Raw genomic sequence first — 17,779 nt, 5'->3', positions numbered from 1 at the left:
ACTTGTACAAAAGATTGTGTTCTTTTTGTTCACCTTGACCTAGAAAAATAAAGCGTTTTCATTTACAATAAAACTATCAAAGAAAGCGAGGATTGAACATGGTTCAATTGAATTTAAAAAATATCTATAAAAAATATCCAAACAGCGAGCACTACTCTGTTGAAGACTTTAACTTGGACATCAAGGACAAGGAGTTTATCGTATTTGTAGGTCCTTCAGGATGTGGTAAATCAACAACTCTTCGTATGATTGCTGGTTTGGAAGATATCACAGAAGGGGAAGCATACATCGACGGCGTTCTCATGAATGATGTGGCTCCAAAAGACCGCGACATTGCCATGGTATTCCAGAACTATGCCCTCTACCCACACATGACTGTATTTGACAACATGGCCTTTGGTTTGAAATTGCGTAAATACAGCAAGGATGAAATCAAAAAACGTGTAGAAGAAGCTGCTCAAATTCTTGGTTTGACAGAATTCTTAGAACGTAAACCAGCTGACCTTTCAGGTGGACAACGCCAACGTGTTGCCATGGGTCGTGCCATCGTTCGTGATGCAAAAGTATTCTTGATGGATGAACCTTTGTCAAACTTGGATGCAAAACTGCGTGTATCCATGCGTACAGAGATTGCTAAAATCCACCGCCGTATCGGTGCGACAACCATCTATGTAACCCACGACCAAACAGAAGCTATGACCTTGGCAGACCGTATCGTTATCATGTCTGCAACTAAAAACCCAGCAGGCACAGGTACAATCGGTCGTATCGAGCAAATCGGTAGCCCAGAAGAGCTCTACAACCGCCCTGTTAACAAGTTTGTTGCTAGCTTCATCGGTAGCCCAGCTATGAACTTCTTCACAGTTACGCTTCAAGATGGCGTTCTTGTTGGAGATGGTTTCAAGGTGGAGCTTCCAGAAGGACGTCGCAAACACTTGGAAGAAAAAGGCTATAATGGCAAATCATTTACCCTCGGTATCCGTCCAGAAGACATCAAGGCTTCTCAGTTGGAATTGGACACTTATCCATCTTCCATCGTAGAAGCAGAAGTGGTTGTATCGGAGCTTCTCGGTGCAGAAACCATGCTCTACTCTAAAGTAGGTAGCACAGAGTTTGTATCTCGCGTTGATGCACGCGACTACCACAACCCAGGAGACAAAGTTCGCTTGACCTTCAACCTCAACAAAGCTCATTTCTTTGATGATGAAACAAGCAAGGCGATTGTCTAACCTTTCTAAAATCGTTCATAAAACACCTGACCGCTAGATGAAAATCTGGCGGTTTTTTGGGGTTAAGAACGCATAAATACTTGTTATTTTTATTAAAGAGGCTGGGCAAAAAGCCCAGTTCCACTTCTCAGAGTTCGTGTCAACATCTCAGCGCAGTGGTTGATTGGCAGATTTGTTCGTGTTTTACACTCCAAATCTGACCTAATCAACTGTGCGGGGGTGGGAAAACGAACTCTTCTATGGATGGTCGAGTTCTGTCCCACTCCCAACACTTACAGGAGGTTCCTATGAAGACACTACTGAAAAAAATTCGTTTGGCAGCTCTTTCTATCCTTCTTTACAATCTCATTTTAATCCTCTCCATTTGGCTAGGAAAGGTATCTTCCAAGGAAGAATTTATGATTGCAGTTGCAGGGAATGCAGTCATGATGGGCCTATCTTTCGTGCATTTGCACAACCAAGTATCAGATGAATTTCATGGAAAAGTAGAAGAACCGTCGGCTTAAATTGACGGTTCTTGGTCTTTATAGACTTCATAAAAATCAACCTTGAGGCGAATAAAAGCTTCCATATCATGCAGGAGTTGAAAGAGGGTAGCACGGGTTTCAAATTCTTCCCTTGTTTGTGGCAGAGGTCGCTCGCGGAAGGTGGCATGGAATAGTTCGATGTCTAGGAGCAGTTCCTTGGCGGAGTTGTCTCGGCTCAGTTGCTGGGCTGCTCGCTCGAAGAGGCTGGACAGGATGACATTTTCTCTGCCTTCCAGTAAACACTTGTTGATATTTCCTGCCATGGTTCGCAAGATTTTGTTTTGTGCTGCCCGCATTTCAAAGTAATGGACCTGGTAGTTGGTCTGCTGGAAGAGCTGGTTGTGGCGGTCTAGGTAGACGACCTTCAGGGCCTCATCCAAGGTCTTATCCAGCTGCGTAATCAATTCTGCCTCGTTTCGTCCGTCGCCGTTGAGCAGAAAGGCTTCAAAGCGGAGGAGAATCTGCTTGAGTAGGTCTTCGACTTGGTCATGGTAGGCCTGGATTTTCTTTTCTTGCGAGGGCATATAGAGGTTGAACAAGAGTGCCAGTCCTGCCCCAATCAGAAAAAGCGTCAGCTCATTTCCCAAAAAAATCAGCGAAATATCTTGCTCTAGCAAGAGATGGGTGACGAGGACGGTCGATGGGGCGATGCCAGCCTCCCAGTTGAAACGGTAGGCCAGAGGGACGTAGAGTGCTAGGTAGATGCCCAGGGTCCAGATGCCAAAGCCAAAGAGGGCGAAGGTCAGGACTGCTATGGTCAGGGCCAGGAGGGTGGAAAAGAGGCGGTTGCGGGCCATTTTGAAGCTGGACTTGCGGGTGTCGAGGACGCTGAGAATGGCGATGATGCCTGCCGCTGTCGTATAAGACAGGCCCAGTACGGTCGCTAGGTAAATAGCCAGAACGGTGGCAAATATCAGTTTGATGGTGCGGAGGGAGAGGGACATGAGGGCTCCTTTGGTTTTAGTCTATTTCTATTGTATCATAAAATAAAAACCTCCTAAGGATAGGAGGGAATTACTTATGCAAATAGAGCTAGAATACCGACTACTAGGTAGCAGACTAGTTTGTAGCTTTCGTTGATGAGGATGAGGTTGATAGGACGTTGCTCAAAGACGTAGTTTTTCAATGAAGCAAGGACCGCAATTACGCCCATGCCACCAGCTGCATGAAGTGGTGAAACACCGAGGGTCTTGATGAAGAAAATAACCACAACAGCAGTCAGTACTTCAATGACAAGGGAAATCACCATTTCCTTCTGTCCATTTTTGCCAGCCTGACGATCTGCTTCTACCTTAGCCATGTCAATGCCTGAAGCCTTGATCCAAGCATCGCGGAAAATCAAACCATACCACAAACCACCAATAGCAAAGGCAATCAGCCCCGCCACAATTCCAAAAATAAGTGTCATAAAATCTCCTTTTTCGATTCCGTTTGTACGGACAAATAGTAGATGTTAGAATATCATAGGCTTTACTATTTGTCAAAAGTTAGATTGAAACGGGGTGAAAATGAGGATTGACAAATTAAGGTGTTATGCTATACTAAAATAAAATAGATTTTATTTGTAGATAATAACCAATATTTTATGAGGAGATGATTATTATGGATCAATGGATGCGAGATTTTGAAGAGCGGCAGAGACATGATGAATTGAAGCAAAAAAATGGATGCTCAAACCTCTGCTATGAACTCTCAAGCAATAGCACTTCAAAAACAAAATAACATTTTGCAAAAAGAGCATGAGCGTCAAATTGAAAAAGAGTTTAAGGATAGAATTTTTCAATTACGATTGCACTTAGCACAGGTTACGGATGAGAGTCAACGATTTGTCATCCAGCAAATGCTTAGCGAAGCTGAGGAAGATTATGAGAATTATCAAAGAGAGCAAGCTGAGAAACGTTTGGCAGACGCAAAAAGACGAAAGATATGGCTAATCATTTCAAGTGTTGTGGCTGTGTTAGGAATGGCTGGCTTATATTTTGTATACCAAGATATTTCTCAAGTTACAGTTCCTGAATTATATGGTATTGAGCTATCTGAAGCTAAGGATTTACTGTATGAAGAGGGGTTAAAAGTTGGTACAATAACAGAAGTTGGTGGACAGTCAGTTCAGCCTGGGATGGTTAGTGTATCTTCTCCAAGTAGTGGGAAGAAGGTAAAGCGGGGAAGTGCGGTTAACTTAATTATTGCTAAAAATGTAGATGCAAAGGATACTACCGTAGTTGAGGATAGTTCAACTAGTGAGGTAGCCACTAGTAAGACTGCTGGAAGTTCGCAAGCTTCTAGCCAGTCTCAGGTAGGTAGCGCCGTTCAATTGTTTACTGTGGATATTAAAAAACAAGGACTGGTTATTCGTCAGGAACCTAGTTTATCTGGAGAAGTTGTGACCAATATAGAACCTGGAACGTACACGATAGTTGAGACGACTCAAAAGGAAGGACATAGTTGGGGCAGATTAAAGTCAGGACAGGGTTGGATTTCGTTGACAGATTTGCATAATCCTGTACCGCAGGTTGATACCAAAAACTTAACGACAGATCAGGTAAAAGCTTGGGTTATGGATGATTTATTTAGCCGTAGCGTCATGATTGAAAAGTATCGAAAAGACCAGGTTGTCATAAGTGTTCGTATGGCTGAGGATGGTTTAGTTTATGCAGATGTAACTGTACCATCAGACCCTAATTTTGAGCCACGAAATTGGAGTTATCGGATCAATAGTCGTGGGGAGTTGGAAGCTAGTGAGTATGATACAGATCCGGAACAAGGGGGTGTCAACTGGTATGTTGCCCAACATTATTATCTGGAAAACAGTGTGAACTAAGAAAGCTGAGAAATTCTCGGCTTTTTCCTTTTCAAAAATATGCTATAATAAAACCATGGAACAGAATGATATCGTATATGGCGTACATGCTGTGGTGGAGAGTTTGGAGGCTAACACCGGCAACAAGCTCTACATCCAGGATGATTTGCGCGGAAAAAATGTTGAAAAAATCAAGGCCCTGGCGGCAGAGAAGAAGGTGTCGATTTCTTGGACGCCCAAGAAGACCCTGTCTGACATGACAGAAGGTGCCGTTCACCAAGGCTTTGTCCTGCGGGTCTCTGAGTTCGCCTATGCGGACCTGTCGGTGATTCTGGAAAAAGCAGAGCAGGAAGACAATCCCCTCATTCTCATCTTGGACGGTCTGACAGACCCCCACAACTTCGGCTCGATTTTGCGGACCGCAGATGCCACTCAGGTAGCTGGCATCATCATTCCCAAGCACCGAGCAGTTGGCGTGACGCCCGTTGTGGCAAAGACCTCAACAGGTGCGGTGGCCCATGTCCCAATCGCCCGAGTGACCAATCTTAGCCAAACTCTCGATAAGCTCAAGGAGGCTGGTTTCTGGGTATTTGGCACGGATATGAACGGAACTCCAAGCCACAAGTGGAATACAGCTGGCAAACTAGCTCTTATTATTGGCAACGAAGGCAAGGGCATCTCCAGCAATATCAAAAAGCAGGTGGATGAGATGATTACCATTCCTATGAAGGGCCATGTCCAATCTCTCAACGCCAGCGTAGCAGCAGCTGTGCTGATGTACGAAGTATTTCGGAAGAAAATCTAAATGAAAGAAAAAGTTCTCATTGTAGATGGCTACAACATGATTGCCTTTTGGCAGGCCACCAAGCAAGATTTTAAAAAGGGAGACTTGGATGCGGCCAGAACGACCTTGCTTCGCACCTTGTCTCACTACGCAGCCTTTGAACAGATTGAGGTGATTTGTGTCTTTGATGCCCACCATGTGCCAGGTCTTCGCCAGCAGTATGACGAATTCAAGGTATCGGTCATTTTTACAGAGGAGGAAGAGACGGCAGATAGTTATATCGAACGACTCAGTGCCCAGCTCAATAGTGACCGTCGCAAGCAGGTTTCCGTCGCAACCAGCGACCTCAACGAACAATGGGTGGTCTTTTCACAAGGGGCCTTACGGGTTTCGGCGCGTGAGTTAGAGGAGAGAACCAAGGTCATCAAAAAGGACTTGGACAAGTTTGTGGACCAGGTAGAACTCTACACCCCACGGCTCAATCCCTGGTCAGATGGGAATTTTCAAGCCTTAAAAGAAATGATGGAGGAAATGAAAGAGTGACATTTACAATCGTAACCGATTCGACATCGGATTTGCCAATCAGCTGGGTCCAAGAAAACGATGTGACCGTGCTTGGTTTGACCATTAACCTAGACGGCGCAACCTATGAAACAGTCGGTGAAAACCGCTTGACCTCTGCAGATTTACTGGAGAAAATGGCTTCTGGCAGCCAACCCACGACCAGTCAGGTCAATGTTGGTCAGTTTGAAGAAGTTTTTGAAGCGGCAGCCAAGGAAGATCATGAGGTGCTTTATCTCGCTTTCTCAGCAGCTCTTTCAGGGACCTACCAGAGTGCAGTTATTGCACGAGATATGGTTATGGACCAATATCCAGAAGCAGTCATCACCATCGTTGATACAAAGGCAGCGACCATTGGAGAAGGCTACTTAGTCATGAAAGCCGTTGAGGCACGTGCTGCAGGTAAGACTCTGGCAGAAACCAAGGCAATCGTAGAAGATTTGGTGCCGCGCTTACGAACCTACCTCTTGGTCGAGGACCTTAATCATTTGGTGCGAGGTGGACGCTTGTCTAAAGCGGCAGCCCTCATTGGTGGATTGGTCAATATCAAACCTCTCCTTGCACTCAATGCGGAAGGGAAGTTAGAAGCCATTGCCAAAATCCGTGGTCGTAAAAAAGGAATTAAGGAAATGCTGAACTTGACCTTGGACAACTTGGATCATTCTACGGTCATGGTGGCCTATACAGGTGATATTGAGGCGGCAGAGGGCGTCAAATCTAGTTTATTGGAAGACGACCGTATTTCTGATGTTCTATTGACAGAATTAGGGCCTGTGATTGCCACTCATACAGGGACAGGAGTCTTAGCTATTTTATCAATTGGTACAGCAATGAGAGCCTAGATTCTAAGGGATATTTCTTGTAAAGATGTGTCCCTTTTTGTGTGATGACGACTTATGTAGAATAGGGTAATCAAAAGGAGGTACGATAATGCTCATTGTCAAGTTGTTCCAACCAGAAGCCTTGGATGGCTGAAACTGGTGTTTTACAGGTCCTCTGGTCTATACGGTGGATGAATTGGTCTTGGAAGAATTTGATAAAACCTTTCCTTATAAGGAGAAGCTGGTCTTGCCTGGACAACTAGGGCAGTAAGAAATTTAAAATGGATAAGGCTTTCATTCTCAGCAGCTCTGCTATCTTTCAAAAAATAAAAAAAGTAAAGTAAAATAGCTTGACGGACACTAGTAGATTTGATAAAATGGTAGATGGTATTGTTTACCCCATTTGAAAGGCCCCGGAACCTTCCAAATACCCGCGGACCGGAACATCCGCCCAGTAAACAAAAACGATTCGTATAGGAGAAATCATGAACAAAACAACATTTATGGCTAAACCAGGCCAAGTTGAACGTAAATGGTATGTAGTAGACGCTACTGATGTACCTCTTGGACGCCTTTCAGCAGTAGTTGCTAGCGTTCTTCGTGGTAAAAACAAACCAACTTTCACACCTCACACTGATACTGGTGACTTCGTTATCGTAATCAACGCTGAGAAAGTGAAATTGACTGGTAAAAAAGCAACTGATAAGATCTACTACACTCACTCAAACCACCCAGGTGGCTTGAAATCAATCTCAGCTGGTGAATTGCGTTCTAAAAACGCTGTTCGTTTGATTGAGAAATCAGTTAAAGGTATGCTTCCACACAACACACTTGGTCGTGCACAAGGCATGAAGTTGAAAGTGTTTGTAGGTGCTGAGCACACTCACGCTGCACAACAACCAGAAGTACTTGATATTTCAGGTCTTATCTAAGGGAAAGGACGTAATCTAAATGGCACAAGCACAATACACAGGTACTGGTCGTCGTAAAAACGCGGTTGCACGCGTACGTTTGGTCCCAGGTACTGGTAAAATCACAGTAAACAAAAAAGATGTAGAAGAGTACATCCCACATGCTGACCTTCGTTTGGTTATCAACCAACCATTCGCAGTAACTTCAACACAAGGTTCATACGACGTTTTCGTTAACGTGAACGGTGGTGGTTACGGTGGTCAATCAGGTGCGATCCGTCACGGTATCGCGCGTGCATTGCTTCAAGTAGACCCAGACTTCCGCGATTCATTGAAACGCGCAGGTCTTCTTACACGTGACGCTCGTATGGTTGAACGTAAGAAACCAGGTCTTAAGAAAGCACGTAAAGCAAGCCAGTTTAGTAAACGTTAATATACCGCAATATATCAACGTTTCAAAGCACTCAAGAGTCGCTTTTTTATAATTAGGTAGTTTTTATAGTTACAACGGATTTTGATTGATGTCATAATCGGTTCAGAGTCAAATCCATACCAATTGGAAATCAAAAGGGTTCAGGAACCTTTGAAGGTTGAAAATGAAGCAAACATAGCTACCTTCTTAAATGGTTCCGTCAGTAGGGAGTTGTTCATGAAACACTTTCACTATTTCTATCAATATTCCACTTAACATTTTCGCTTGTTTTTGATATACTTTAGAAAATAGGTGTTTTCAAGGGGTGATACCATGGAACTAAAAGATATTATGCATATTTTGGAAGATATGAAGGTTGGGGTTTTTGCTACTTTGGATGAGTATGGAAATCCACATGCTCGTCATGCTCATATCACTGCAGCAAACGAAGAAGGGATTTTCTTTATGACAAGCCCAGAAACGCATTTCTATGATCAATTGATGGGGGATCAAAGAGTTGCGATGACGGCTATTTCTGAGGAAGGGTACCTTATCCAGGTAGTGCGTGTGTGTAGAAGGGGCTGCTAGACCTGTGGAGAACGACTATCTAAAGACAGTTTTTGCGGATAATCCTTATTATCAACATATCTATAAAGATGAGTCTAGTGATACAATGCAAGTATTTCAGATTTATGCTGGTCATGGCTTCTATCATAGCTTGACTCAAGGTCATAAGTATATCTTTTCTATTGGTCAAGGTGAGAATTCAGAGGTTCGTGCACTTTGAAAACTAGTTGAAAACATTTGGTAAGACAAGTATATTTCAAATAATTATGATACAATACTTTTTATAAATGTTTTAGGAGTGTTTGGATAAATGAGAGAAGATATTCAGATCAATGAGCGAGCCCTTATTTTGTCAGATCAATTGGTGGAGGTATTGGAATCCATTCACGACCCCGAGATTGAGTTGGATATATACAATTTAGGACTTGTCTATGAAATTCATCTAGATGAAACCGGGTTTTGTAAAGTAGTTATGACCTTTACTGATGCAGGTTGCTCATGTGCAGATACGATGCCTGGAGAGTTAGTAGCAGCTTTGAAGACTATTGACGGAATAGAAGATGCTCAGGTCGAGATTGTTTGGTCTCCTGCTTGGAAAATGACAAGAATTAGTCGCTTAGGTCGAATTACTCTGGGGATAAGCCCTAAATAAAAGAGTTGCAGTTTTATTTTACTGCAGCTCTTTTTTAAACGTGTCATCGTATTGTCTGTCTAATTCTTCCATCGTTTCATAAATGGGTTTGGGAATCATAAGGACTTGAGGATCCAGATCGACCATACCATAGCTTGGATCAATGCATTCTTCCCAGTATTCTAAATGTTTTTTGTCGATGTAGGATTCTGAATCTTCGACTTCAATCCCCCCTTCGGCTTGGACAGAGTACCAATAGAGGTATTCGCGTCCGTCCAATACCTCACGGAAGATGGTTTCGACATACATTTTCTCTCCTTCAAGAGTGAGAAGGGTGTCTTCCATGTGCTCGTTGAGAAAGGCCATCCATTCATCTACTTGAACGGTTTTGCCTTCTTTAACACGAAAGCGGGAGAGTTCGACGTTTAGTTTCATTTTTTCTCCTTTTGGAAAACCCTACCGCGAGGACAGGGTCGTTGAGTTCCTTATTTTTTCCCCGTACGTTCTGGTCTCCAGAAGTCGGTAACGGCTCCTTTAGAGGCAGAGGATACAGTGTGGGCGTATTTTCCGAGAACGCCACGAGAGTAGAGTGGTGGAATAACAGTTGTTTTCTTGCGTTCTTCGATTTCTTGGTCAGAAACGTGCATGGTGATTTCTTTGGTATCTTGATCAACCGTCACCAAATCACCAGTACGGAGGTAGGCAATTGGCCCACCATCCTGAGCTTCAGGTGCGATGTGTCCCACAACCAGTCCATAGGTACCACCAGAGAAACGACCGTCTGTTAGAAGGGCTACCTTGTCACCTTGGCCTTTTCCGACAATCATAGAAGAAAGGGACAGCATTTCAGGCATACCAGGACCGCCTTTTGGTCCAACATAGCGGACAACGACTACATCGCCATCTACGATTTCGTCAGTCAAGACTGCTTCGATAGCTTCTTCTTCAGAATCAAAGACCTTGGCTGGACCTGTATGGTTGCGGACTTTCACACCAGAAACCTTGGCAACGGCACCTTCAGGAGCAAGGTTACCTTTCAAGATAATCAGAGGTCCATCCGCTCGTTTTGGATTTTCAAGTGGCATGATGACATCTTGACCTGGAGTCAAGTCTGCAAAATTCTTTAGGTTTTCAGCAACGGTTTTACCTGTACATGTGATGCGGTCGCCATGAAGGAAGCCGTTTTTGAGCAAGTATTTCATAACCGCAGGGACACCGCCGACATTATAGAGGTCTTGGAAAACATATTTACCAGATGGTTTTAAGTCGGCCAAATGAGGCACACGCTCTTGGAAATCGTTGAAATCTTCCAAGGTCAAATCAACGTTGGCAGCATGGGCAATGGCCAGCAAGTGCAGAGTAGCGTTGGTTGAGCCGCCCAGAGCCATTGTGACTGTAATGGCATCTTCAAAGGCTTCACGCGTCATAATGTCAGATGGTTTGATGCCAAGTTCTAGCATGCGTACAACAGCACGACCAGCTTCTTCAATATCAGCCTTCTTCTCAGGAGATTCAGCAGGGTGAGAAGAAGAGCCAGGAATAGACATGCCCATTACCTCAATGGCAGTAGCCATGGTATTGGCAGTGTACATACCACCGCAACCACCAGGTCCAGGGCAAGCATTACACTCGATTTGACGAACCTCTTCAGCAGTCAAGTCACCGTTGTTCCATTTTCCGATTCCTTCGAAGACAGAAACCAAGTCAATATCTTTGCCATTGAGGTTTCCTGGTGCGATGGTTCCACCGTAGGCAAATACGGCAGGAATGTCCATATTGGCGATGGCAATCATGGAACCAGGCATGTTTTTATCACAGCCACCGATTGCGACAAAGGCATCCACGTTGTGCCCTCCCATGGCTGCCTCAATAGAATCTGCAATGATATCACGTGAAGTCAAGGAGAAACGCATGCCAGGAGTTCCCATAGCGATTCCGTCTGCAACGGTGATGGTACCGTATTGGACAGGCCAGGCACCTGCTTCCTTGACACCTTCTTTGGCTAATTTTCCAAAGTCATGAAGGTGGATGTTACAGGGTGTGTTTTCAGCCCATGTCGAAATAACCCCAACAATAGGCTTTTCAAAGCTATCATCGGTCATACCTGTGGCACGCAACATAGCACGGTTGGGCGATTTGACCATCGAATCGTAAACAGAGCTACGATGTCGAAAGTCTTTAAGTTTGTTTGTATCGGTCATAATTTTCTTCTCCCTATCTTATTTTACCCATTATATCATAGATATGAAAGAAACGATAAAAGATTTGATAAACAATTGGAAATTTCCGAATTTTTCAACAATTTATTCTACAGTAAAAGGCACCTAAGAATGTTAAGTGCCCTTATAATTTATTTGTAGATTAAGAGGTCGTTTTTCGATGATTATTTGCGGATGGATTGATGAAAAGACCGACTAACGATAGAACTAGGAAGGCTGCGCCGATGTACCAATAAGGTTGATCTAAGGTAGTTGAACGTCCAGATAGGTTGATAATGCCTCGGAGAAGACAACCAGCTGTAATAGTTGCAACGCCAGAATTCCACAAATTATAAGAGAGACGTGAAAGAGTAGGTATAAGTTGCAGCAAACCGAGTAGCACAGCTCCGCCTATTAATGGTACACAGAACATATAATGCATAAAGACAGAGACTTCGCCATAGCTGAGACTTTCATAGATTCGACTGAAAATAAACAGGAAAGCTGTTATTGCTAAGTAGGAGATAAACGTTCTTGAAACTCTTGTAGTTGAATTAGTAACCGATGTAGACAATGTCACTCACCGCCCTTTCTGAGATAGTATTTCCATTTGTTGTTGGGTTGTTAATAACTTGACCGTTAAAATAAAGAGTGGATGAACCACCGCCATCAAGGTTGTAGGCAGTTTGAGCACCATATTGTTTCATAACTTCGGCCAATTGATATAGAGAGAGTCCTTGGCTTTCAGACGTACGTCCGTCTGCTACGACGATGATATAATGATTTTCATCGATAATCCCGATAGCAGAACGAGGGTTGGATGACATTGCACGTCCGACTTCTGTTGATGTATCAACGACAATTTCGCCGTTTTCGACCAATGATGGACCAAATGCTAAGAGGTTGACAACGCCCTTGTCAATCAATTCTTGGGCGGTAATCTCATTTTCATAAATGACCTCAAATGAGCCGTCTGCGTAGATGGCCAAGTCGCCATAAGCTGCATTGTCCCGAACGGTGTCTCGATACAGAACCCCATTCTTAATAACATAACCAGTTGAATTGGCTCCATAGTAGTCACCATTAACCGCTAGAATGGCATTGTTTGCTGCCGCAGTTTCAGAAGTTTTAGCTGTTACGTTCGTGCCATAGGTATTTTGGGCTAGAGCTGTCTTTAAATACTCTGGAGAGCTGACTTGAATATCTGCGACGTAAACAGTTGTGTTGTTGGTAGTGATGGTCTCTAAGTTGATTTGGATATTGTCATCAGTGTAACTAGTATCCGTTGTAGAGACATTCGTTGCTGTTGTGGCAGTAGTGGAAGACGAAGCTGTAGTTGTATTCTGCTCGCTCGTAGAAGTAGCATTACTTGCAGCAACCGTTGTGATAGCCTCGGAAAGCACGAAGGTTTTTAACATGGAGTAAGTAAAACCTCCTGTCAAAAGCATTCCGAAGATGGATGCGTAGGCAAAGGGTTTTTTAAGCAATTTCATGGGAAAATGATTTCCTTTCTTTAAAGATGATATTTTTCTGAATGAACCAAGAGGCTAGGAAAAGGAAGATACCAACTGCAAGTTTGACAATGTAGAGGTTGAGTCCTAGAATTTGGTGGAAGAGATATAGGAGGGCTGTATCGCAAAGGAAGAGGACAAGGGCTAGTGTAAAGTAGCCTACGCCTGTTCGTGCGATGCTCTCTTCATTGTTAAAGACTAATTTCTTATTAAGTGCAAAATTACAGGTAGCGCTACAAATGCGAGCAATCGTGTTTGCGACCAATAAGCGTAGAGCAGTTGGTAAGCTAGTGAGTAGCAATAAGGCAAGTGCATATATTCCGTAGTCAACTAGAAATCCACCAAAAGATGCCAGGGCAAATTTGAAGAGATTCTTGTAAATGAGCAGTCCATCTTTTATGGGACGAAAATGCGAACTGGCATTATCATCGATATAAATAGTTTGAATTGGAACTTCCGTAATTTTATAGCGTTGACTTGCCTGAGTTAACATGTTCATCTTGTACTCGTAGTGGTCGCCTTCAATATCTAACATGAATGGAATTAAGTCAGTATGGAATCCACGCAAGCCTGTTTGGGTATCGGACACATTGACACCAGTTTGCAATCTAAACAATACTCTGGTTAGTTTGTTACCAAATCGGCTACGGAGCGGGATGTCTTTAGTAAATTGACGAACACCAAGGATGAGGCGGCTTGGTAGATTCATGGCTGCGCGTGCGACACGGTCTATATCATTCACAGCGTGTTGACCATCTGCATCAGCGGTAACAGCGACACCAGGCTTTCTCAAATCTTGGATGAAACTAAAGGCTGTTCGTAAGGCTTGGCCTTTTCCTTTATTGACATCATGGTGGAGAACAATGGCATAGGTTTTGGCGATTTCAAGAATATTTTTGGATGCGCCAGTACTACCATCATCCACAACGATGACCTGACAATTTAGCCTGTTTTTCATTATTTTTAATAGTTGGATTAATTTTTCATCTGGCTGGTAAGCCGGTATCACTACATAATACATATCCTAAACCTCATTTAATTTTTTTAGTGGAACTACTATACTGATGTTTTCTGAAAGCAAGCTGAAACCAAGCCAGTCAAGGGATTTGCTTAAGTTTTGCTTAAGAAATGTTAGGAAATAGTTAAGAAAACGAACAAATGTAGGAATTTTCAGAAAATTTCTTGACATTCTACTTCCTTGTGATATTATAGTAGATAACAAATTTGCAGAGAGGAGGAATATTCGTGCAAGAAATTCAACTAGACCAACCACGTTCGGGGTCCTATCTCATTTTGGACACTCTGCATCAGCTAGGAGTAGACCTTGTTTTTGGTTATCCTGGTGGGGCAGTTTTGCCTCTATATGATGCTATCTATCAATATGAGGGAATCCAGCATATTTTGGCTCGTCATGAACAAGGAGCGGTCCACGAGGCCGAAGGATACGCTAAATCATCAGGAAAGGTGGGCGTAGCCATTGTAACCTCTGGACCAGGTGCTACCAATGCCATTACTGGGATTGCGGACGCAATGGGTGATAGTGTTCCTCTTTTAGTTTTTACTGGTCAAGTCGCAACACGTGGTATCGGTAAAGATGCTTTTCAGGAAGCAGATGTCTTGGGGATGACAATGCCGATTACCAAGTACAATTACCAAATTCGGGATACGGCAGATATTCCTAGAGTCATCACAGAAGCACTCCATATTGCGACAACAGGGAGACCAGGTCCCGTTGTTATTGATGTTCCAAAAGATATCCAAGAAAGAGTTGTTGATTTTTATCATGACCCAACTCTACACCTACCAAGTTATCAGCCAACGATTGAACCAAATGGTTTGCAGGTTAAGAAAATTTTGAAACAGCTTAGCCAAGCTCAAAAACCAGTTATATTGGCTGGTGGTGGTGTCAATTATGCAGATGCCAATAAAGAATTAGTTGCCTTTGCAGAGCGCTACCGTATTCCAGTAGTTTCAACCCTCCTTGGATTAGGTGCAATGCCCATTGAGCATGAATTATCCTTGGCTATGGGTGGTATGCACGGTTCATACGCTGCCAATATGGCTATGGATCAGGCTGATTACATTATCAATATTGGAGCGCGATTCGATGACCGCCTAACAGGAAATCCAACAACCTATGCGCCAAATGCGACGGTAGCACATATTGATATTGATCCCGCAGAAATTGGTAAAGTTGTCAAAACGGCTATTCCGGTAGTGGGCGACGCTAAGGCAACCTTGAAAGCTCTGCTTGCTTTAGAAACAGTCGAAACAGGCTATGCTGATTGGACGGCACAAGTATTGGAAAACAAACGTCGGGCACCATTTTGGTATGATGAAGATGAAAAGGTTATTAAGCCACAGGCGGCAATTGAATTAATTGGTCAGTTGACGCAAGGGGATGCCATTGTCGTAACAGACGTTGGTCAGCATCAAATGTGGGCCGCTCAATTCTACCCCTACAGACATGCACGCCAACTTGTAACATCTGGTGGCATGGGAACCATGGGCTTTGGTATTCCTGCAGCTATCGGCGCCAAATTAGCCAATCCAGATAAAGAAGTAATCATCTTTGTTGGTGATGGCGGCTTCCAAATGACCAACCAAGAATTGGCTATTTTGAATGGCTATGGTGTACCGATTAAGGTTGTGTTGATCAATAACCACTCTCTTGGAATGGTTCGTCAATGGCAGGAATCCTTCTATGAAAAGCGTCGTAGCCAATCTGTCTTTGACGATGAACCGAATTTCCAATTGTTGGCAGAGGCCTACGGAATTAGTCATTATAGTTTTGACAATCCAGCGACTCTAAGTGAAGATATGAAAGTTATCTTAGAAGATAAACCAATGCTCATAGAGGTTCATATTTCTAATCGTGAACATGTTCAACCGATGGTGCCAGCAGGTAAGAGCAATGCAGAAATGTTGGGGGTGAAGTTCAATGCGTAGAATGTTAACAGCTAAATTGCGAAATTCATCTGGTGTTCTGAATCGTTTTACAGGTGTCCTATCTCGTCGCCAAATCAATATTGAGTCCATCTCCGTCGGCCCAACAGAAGTAGATGGCATCTCACGTGTGACGGTGATTGTAGACGTGGTCAGTCACGATGAGGTCGAACAAATCATCAAACAGCTAAACCGCTTGATTGATGTGGTCCGTGTCCGTGATTTGACGGACATTCCCCACTTAGAGCGTGAGGTGATTCTTGTTAAAATCTCAGCTCCGCCAACAAAACGAGCAGAAATTTTAGCGATTATCCAACCCTTTAGAGCAAATGTTGTCGATGTAGCACCTCACTCCATTACCATTCAAATGACAGGTGATGGAGATAAGATTGACGCCCTCCTGCGTGTGATTCAGCCTTATGGCATCAAGAATATCGCAAGAACGGGTGCGACTGGCTTTAGTAGAGACTAATCCTTTTCGATAATAAGACCTATCCTGCGTTGATTTGGCTTGATGGACGTTAGTTCTATCTTCGCCTACATCGCCTAGTCTAGCCTTCATTTTCTTTGAACATCCAAAACTACAAATAAAAATAGAAAAGAGAAAAAATTATGACAGTAACAATGCAATATGAAAAAGATGTAACAGTAGCAGCACTTGACGGTAAACGTATCGCCGTTATCGGTTATGGTTCACAAGGTCATGCCCATGCTCAAAACTTGCGTGATACAGGACACGATGTCATCATCGGTGTGCGTGCAGGTAAGTCATTTGACAAGGCAAAAGAAGATGGTTTTGAAACTTTTGAAGTAGCAGAAGCAGCAAAACAAGCAGATGTTATCATGATCTTGGCTCCAGACGAAATCCAAGCAGACCTTTACAATGAAGAAATCGCTCCAAACTTGGAAGCGGGCAATGCCCTTGGTTTTGCCCATGGTTTCAACGTTCATTTTGAATTTATCAAGGTACCAGCAGATGTGGATGTCTTCATGTGTGCACCAAAAGGTCCAGGTCACTTGGTCCGCCGTACCTTTGAAGAAGGTTTTGGAGTACCAGCCCTCTATGCTGTTTACCAAGATGCAACTGGCAATGCAAAACATATTGCGATGGACTGGGCAAAAGGTGTTGGTTCAGCCCGTGTTGGTCTTTTGGAAACAACTTTCAAAGAAGAGACAGAAGAAGATTTGTTTGGTGAGCAAGCTGTTCTCTGCGGTGGTTTGACAGCCCTTATGCAGGCAGGTTTTGAAGTCTTGACAGAAGCAGGTTATGCACCAGAATTGGCTTATTTCGAAGTTCTCCACGAGATGAAACTCATCGTTGACCTTGTCTACGAAGGTGGCTTTAAGAAAATGCGCCAATCTATCTCAAACACTGCTGAATTTGGTGACTATGTATCAGGTCCACGTGTGATTACAGACCAAGTCAAAGAAAACATGAAGGCAGTCCTTGCAGATATTCAATCTGGTAAATTTGCAAATGACTTTGTAAATGACTATAAAGCAGGCCGTCCACGTATGGAAGCTTATCGTAAAGAAGCAGAGAATCTTGAAATCGAAAAAGTAGGTGCAGAGCTCCGCAAAGCAATGCCATTTGTCGGACGCAATGATGACGACGCATTCAAAATCTATAATTAAACACTATCATGGTGGATAGGAGGATAGTCAGCTTTACTTTGAGTGATGGCAATACATTTAAGGTTTGAGTTGGCGGATGAGGGGATGTCATTCCCTTTTTTCCCTATCTCTGAAAATGAATAAAAGAGCTGGTTTTTTCCGGCTCTTTTGCCCATTTCATTCATGAATACATTAAAAAAATAAAAAAGTTCGGTTTTTATAAAATGACATAATAATAGTTTAAATACTAGGAATTTCTAGGGAATA

General features: G+C 43.3%; 19 protein-coding genes and 1 pseudogene. 13 read left to right on the top strand and 7 right to left on the bottom strand.

The window, feature by feature from the left end:
- Positions 1-98 precede the first annotated feature (98 nt).
- Together YYK_RS08380 and YYK_RS08375 are read left to right on the top strand one after the other, a co-directional pair.
- The gene (locus YYK_RS08380; RefSeq protein ID WP_012775339.1) at positions 99-1,229 is read left to right on the top strand and encodes an ABC transporter ATP-binding protein; all 1,131 of its coding nucleotides are present in this window, start codon (positions 99-101) and stop codon (positions 1,227-1,229) included.
- A 287-nt stretch (positions 1,230-1,516) separates the two neighbouring features.
- On the top strand, positions 1,517-1,735 hold the full coding sequence (locus YYK_RS08375) for a hypothetical protein (RefSeq protein WP_014636137.1): 219 nt from the start codon (positions 1,517-1,519) through the stop codon (positions 1,733-1,735).
- Here the strand turns inward: YYK_RS08375 and YYK_RS08370 are convergent.
- Both YYK_RS08370 and YYK_RS08365 read right to left on the bottom strand, forming a co-directional pair.
- On the bottom strand, positions 1,732-2,700 hold the full coding sequence (locus tag YYK_RS08370; protein ID WP_012027790.1) for an aromatic acid exporter family protein: 969 nt from the start codon (positions 2,698-2,700) through the stop codon (positions 1,732-1,734). The genes YYK_RS08375 and YYK_RS08370 overlap by 4 nt on opposite strands.
- A 74-nt stretch (positions 2,701-2,774) precedes the next feature.
- Positions 2,775-3,164 carry a DUF1761 domain-containing protein gene (locus YYK_RS08365; protein WP_012027789.1) on the bottom strand — a complete coding sequence of 130 codons (390 nt, stop codon included), beginning with the start codon at positions 3,162-3,164 and terminating at the stop codon, positions 2,775-2,777.
- Between the two features lie 276 nt (positions 3,165-3,440).
- Here YYK_RS08365 and YYK_RS08360 point away from each other — a divergent pair, with 276 nt between their 5' ends.
- The 8 genes and pseudogenes from YYK_RS08360 to YYK_RS08320 all read left to right on the top strand — a co-directional run bounded on the left by YYK_RS08360 (position 3,441) and on the right by YYK_RS08320 (position 9,264).
- Positions 3,441-4,577, top strand: coding sequence for a PASTA domain-containing protein (locus tag YYK_RS08360; protein WP_237718131.1), 1,137 nt, complete (start codon positions 3,441-3,443; stop codon positions 4,575-4,577).
- A gap of 55 nt (positions 4,578-4,632) precedes the next feature.
- Complete coding sequence (gene rlmB, locus YYK_RS08355) at positions 4,633-5,361, top strand: 23S rRNA (guanosine(2251)-2'-O)-methyltransferase RlmB (protein WP_012027787.1); 729 nt, start codon at positions 4,633-4,635, stop codon at positions 5,359-5,361.
- The gene (locus tag YYK_RS08350) at positions 5,362-5,883 is read left to right on the top strand and encodes an NYN domain-containing protein (protein WP_012027786.1); all 522 of its coding nucleotides are present in this window, start codon (positions 5,362-5,364) and stop codon (positions 5,881-5,883) included.
- The gene (locus tag YYK_RS08345) at positions 5,880-6,743 is read left to right on the top strand and encodes a DegV family protein (protein WP_014917314.1); all 864 of its coding nucleotides are present in this window, start codon (positions 5,880-5,882) and stop codon (positions 6,741-6,743) included. Before YYK_RS08350 ends, YYK_RS08345 begins: the two co-directional genes overlap by 4 nt.
- A 464-nt stretch (positions 6,744-7,207) precedes the next feature.
- Positions 7,208-7,654: a 50S ribosomal protein L13 gene (gene rplM / locus YYK_RS08340; RefSeq protein WP_002876943.1), complete on the top strand. Its 447-nt coding sequence runs from the start codon at positions 7,208-7,210 to the stop codon at positions 7,652-7,654.
- Positions 7,655-7,673: 19 nt separating this feature from the next.
- On the top strand, positions 7,674-8,066 hold the full coding sequence (rpsI, locus tag YYK_RS08335; RefSeq protein WP_002942223.1) for a 30S ribosomal protein S9: 393 nt from the start codon (positions 7,674-7,676) through the stop codon (positions 8,064-8,066).
- 312 nt (positions 8,067-8,378) lie between these two features.
- Positions 8,379-8,832, top strand: a pseudogene (locus YYK_RS10505) (pyridoxamine 5'-phosphate oxidase family protein).
- A gap of 90 nt (positions 8,833-8,922) precedes the next feature.
- A complete protein-coding gene (locus YYK_RS08320) occupies positions 8,923-9,264 on the top strand; it encodes a metal-sulfur cluster assembly factor (protein ID WP_012027780.1) in 342 nt (113 codons plus the stop codon).
- 18 nt (positions 9,265-9,282) lie between these two features.
- Here YYK_RS08320 and YYK_RS08315 read toward each other — a convergent pair whose 3' ends face one another.
- From YYK_RS08315 to YYK_RS08295, 5 genes are all read right to left on the bottom strand, one after another.
- Positions 9,283-9,678: a DUF6176 family protein gene (locus YYK_RS08315; RefSeq protein WP_012027779.1), complete on the bottom strand. Its 396-nt coding sequence runs from the start codon at positions 9,676-9,678 to the stop codon at positions 9,283-9,285.
- 50 nt (positions 9,679-9,728) lie between these two features.
- Entirely contained in the window at positions 9,729-11,444 is a 1,716-nt protein-coding gene (ilvD, locus tag YYK_RS08310; protein WP_002937428.1) for a dihydroxy-acid dehydratase, read from the bottom strand.
- A gap of 160 nt (positions 11,445-11,604) precedes the next feature.
- Entirely contained in the window at positions 11,605-12,021 is a 417-nt protein-coding gene (locus tag YYK_RS08305) for a hypothetical protein (RefSeq protein WP_012775337.1), read from the bottom strand.
- A complete protein-coding gene (locus tag YYK_RS08300; RefSeq protein ID WP_012027778.1) occupies positions 11,996-12,934 on the bottom strand; it encodes a phosphodiester glycosidase family protein in 939 nt (312 codons plus the stop codon). Before YYK_RS08300 ends, YYK_RS08305 begins: the two co-directional genes overlap by 26 nt.
- Positions 12,921-13,973, bottom strand: coding sequence for a bifunctional glycosyltransferase family 2/GtrA family protein (locus tag YYK_RS08295; protein ID WP_014917313.1), 1,053 nt, complete (start codon positions 13,971-13,973; stop codon positions 12,921-12,923). Before YYK_RS08295 ends, YYK_RS08300 begins: the two co-directional genes overlap by 14 nt.
- A 224-nt stretch (positions 13,974-14,197) precedes the next feature.
- Here YYK_RS08295 and YYK_RS08290 point away from each other — a divergent pair, with 224 nt between their 5' ends.
- The 3 genes from YYK_RS08290 (at position 14,198) to ilvC (ending at position 17,533) form a co-directional block, all read left to right on the top strand.
- On the top strand, positions 14,198-15,901 hold the full coding sequence (locus tag YYK_RS08290; RefSeq protein ID WP_012775336.1) for an acetolactate synthase large subunit: 1,704 nt from the start codon (positions 14,198-14,200) through the stop codon (positions 15,899-15,901).
- A complete protein-coding gene (gene ilvN / locus YYK_RS08285) occupies positions 15,894-16,370 on the top strand; it encodes an acetolactate synthase small subunit (protein WP_009910805.1) in 477 nt (158 codons plus the stop codon). Before YYK_RS08290 ends, ilvN begins: the two co-directional genes overlap by 8 nt.
- 140 nt (positions 16,371-16,510) lie before the next feature.
- Positions 16,511-17,533 (top strand): ketol-acid reductoisomerase, encoded by a 1,023-nt coding sequence (ilvC, locus tag YYK_RS08280; protein WP_009910803.1) that lies wholly within the window; start codon positions 16,511-16,513, stop codon positions 17,531-17,533.
- The last annotated feature ends 246 nt before the right edge of the window (positions 17,534-17,779 follow it).

The sequence above is a fragment of the Streptococcus suis S735 genome (assembly GCF_000294495.1).
GTDB classification, from domain to species: Bacteria; Bacillota; Bacilli; order Lactobacillales; family Streptococcaceae; genus Streptococcus; species Streptococcus suis.
Note: the sequence above shows the minus strand (reverse complement) of the source record. Positions and strands in the feature narration are given on the sequence as shown.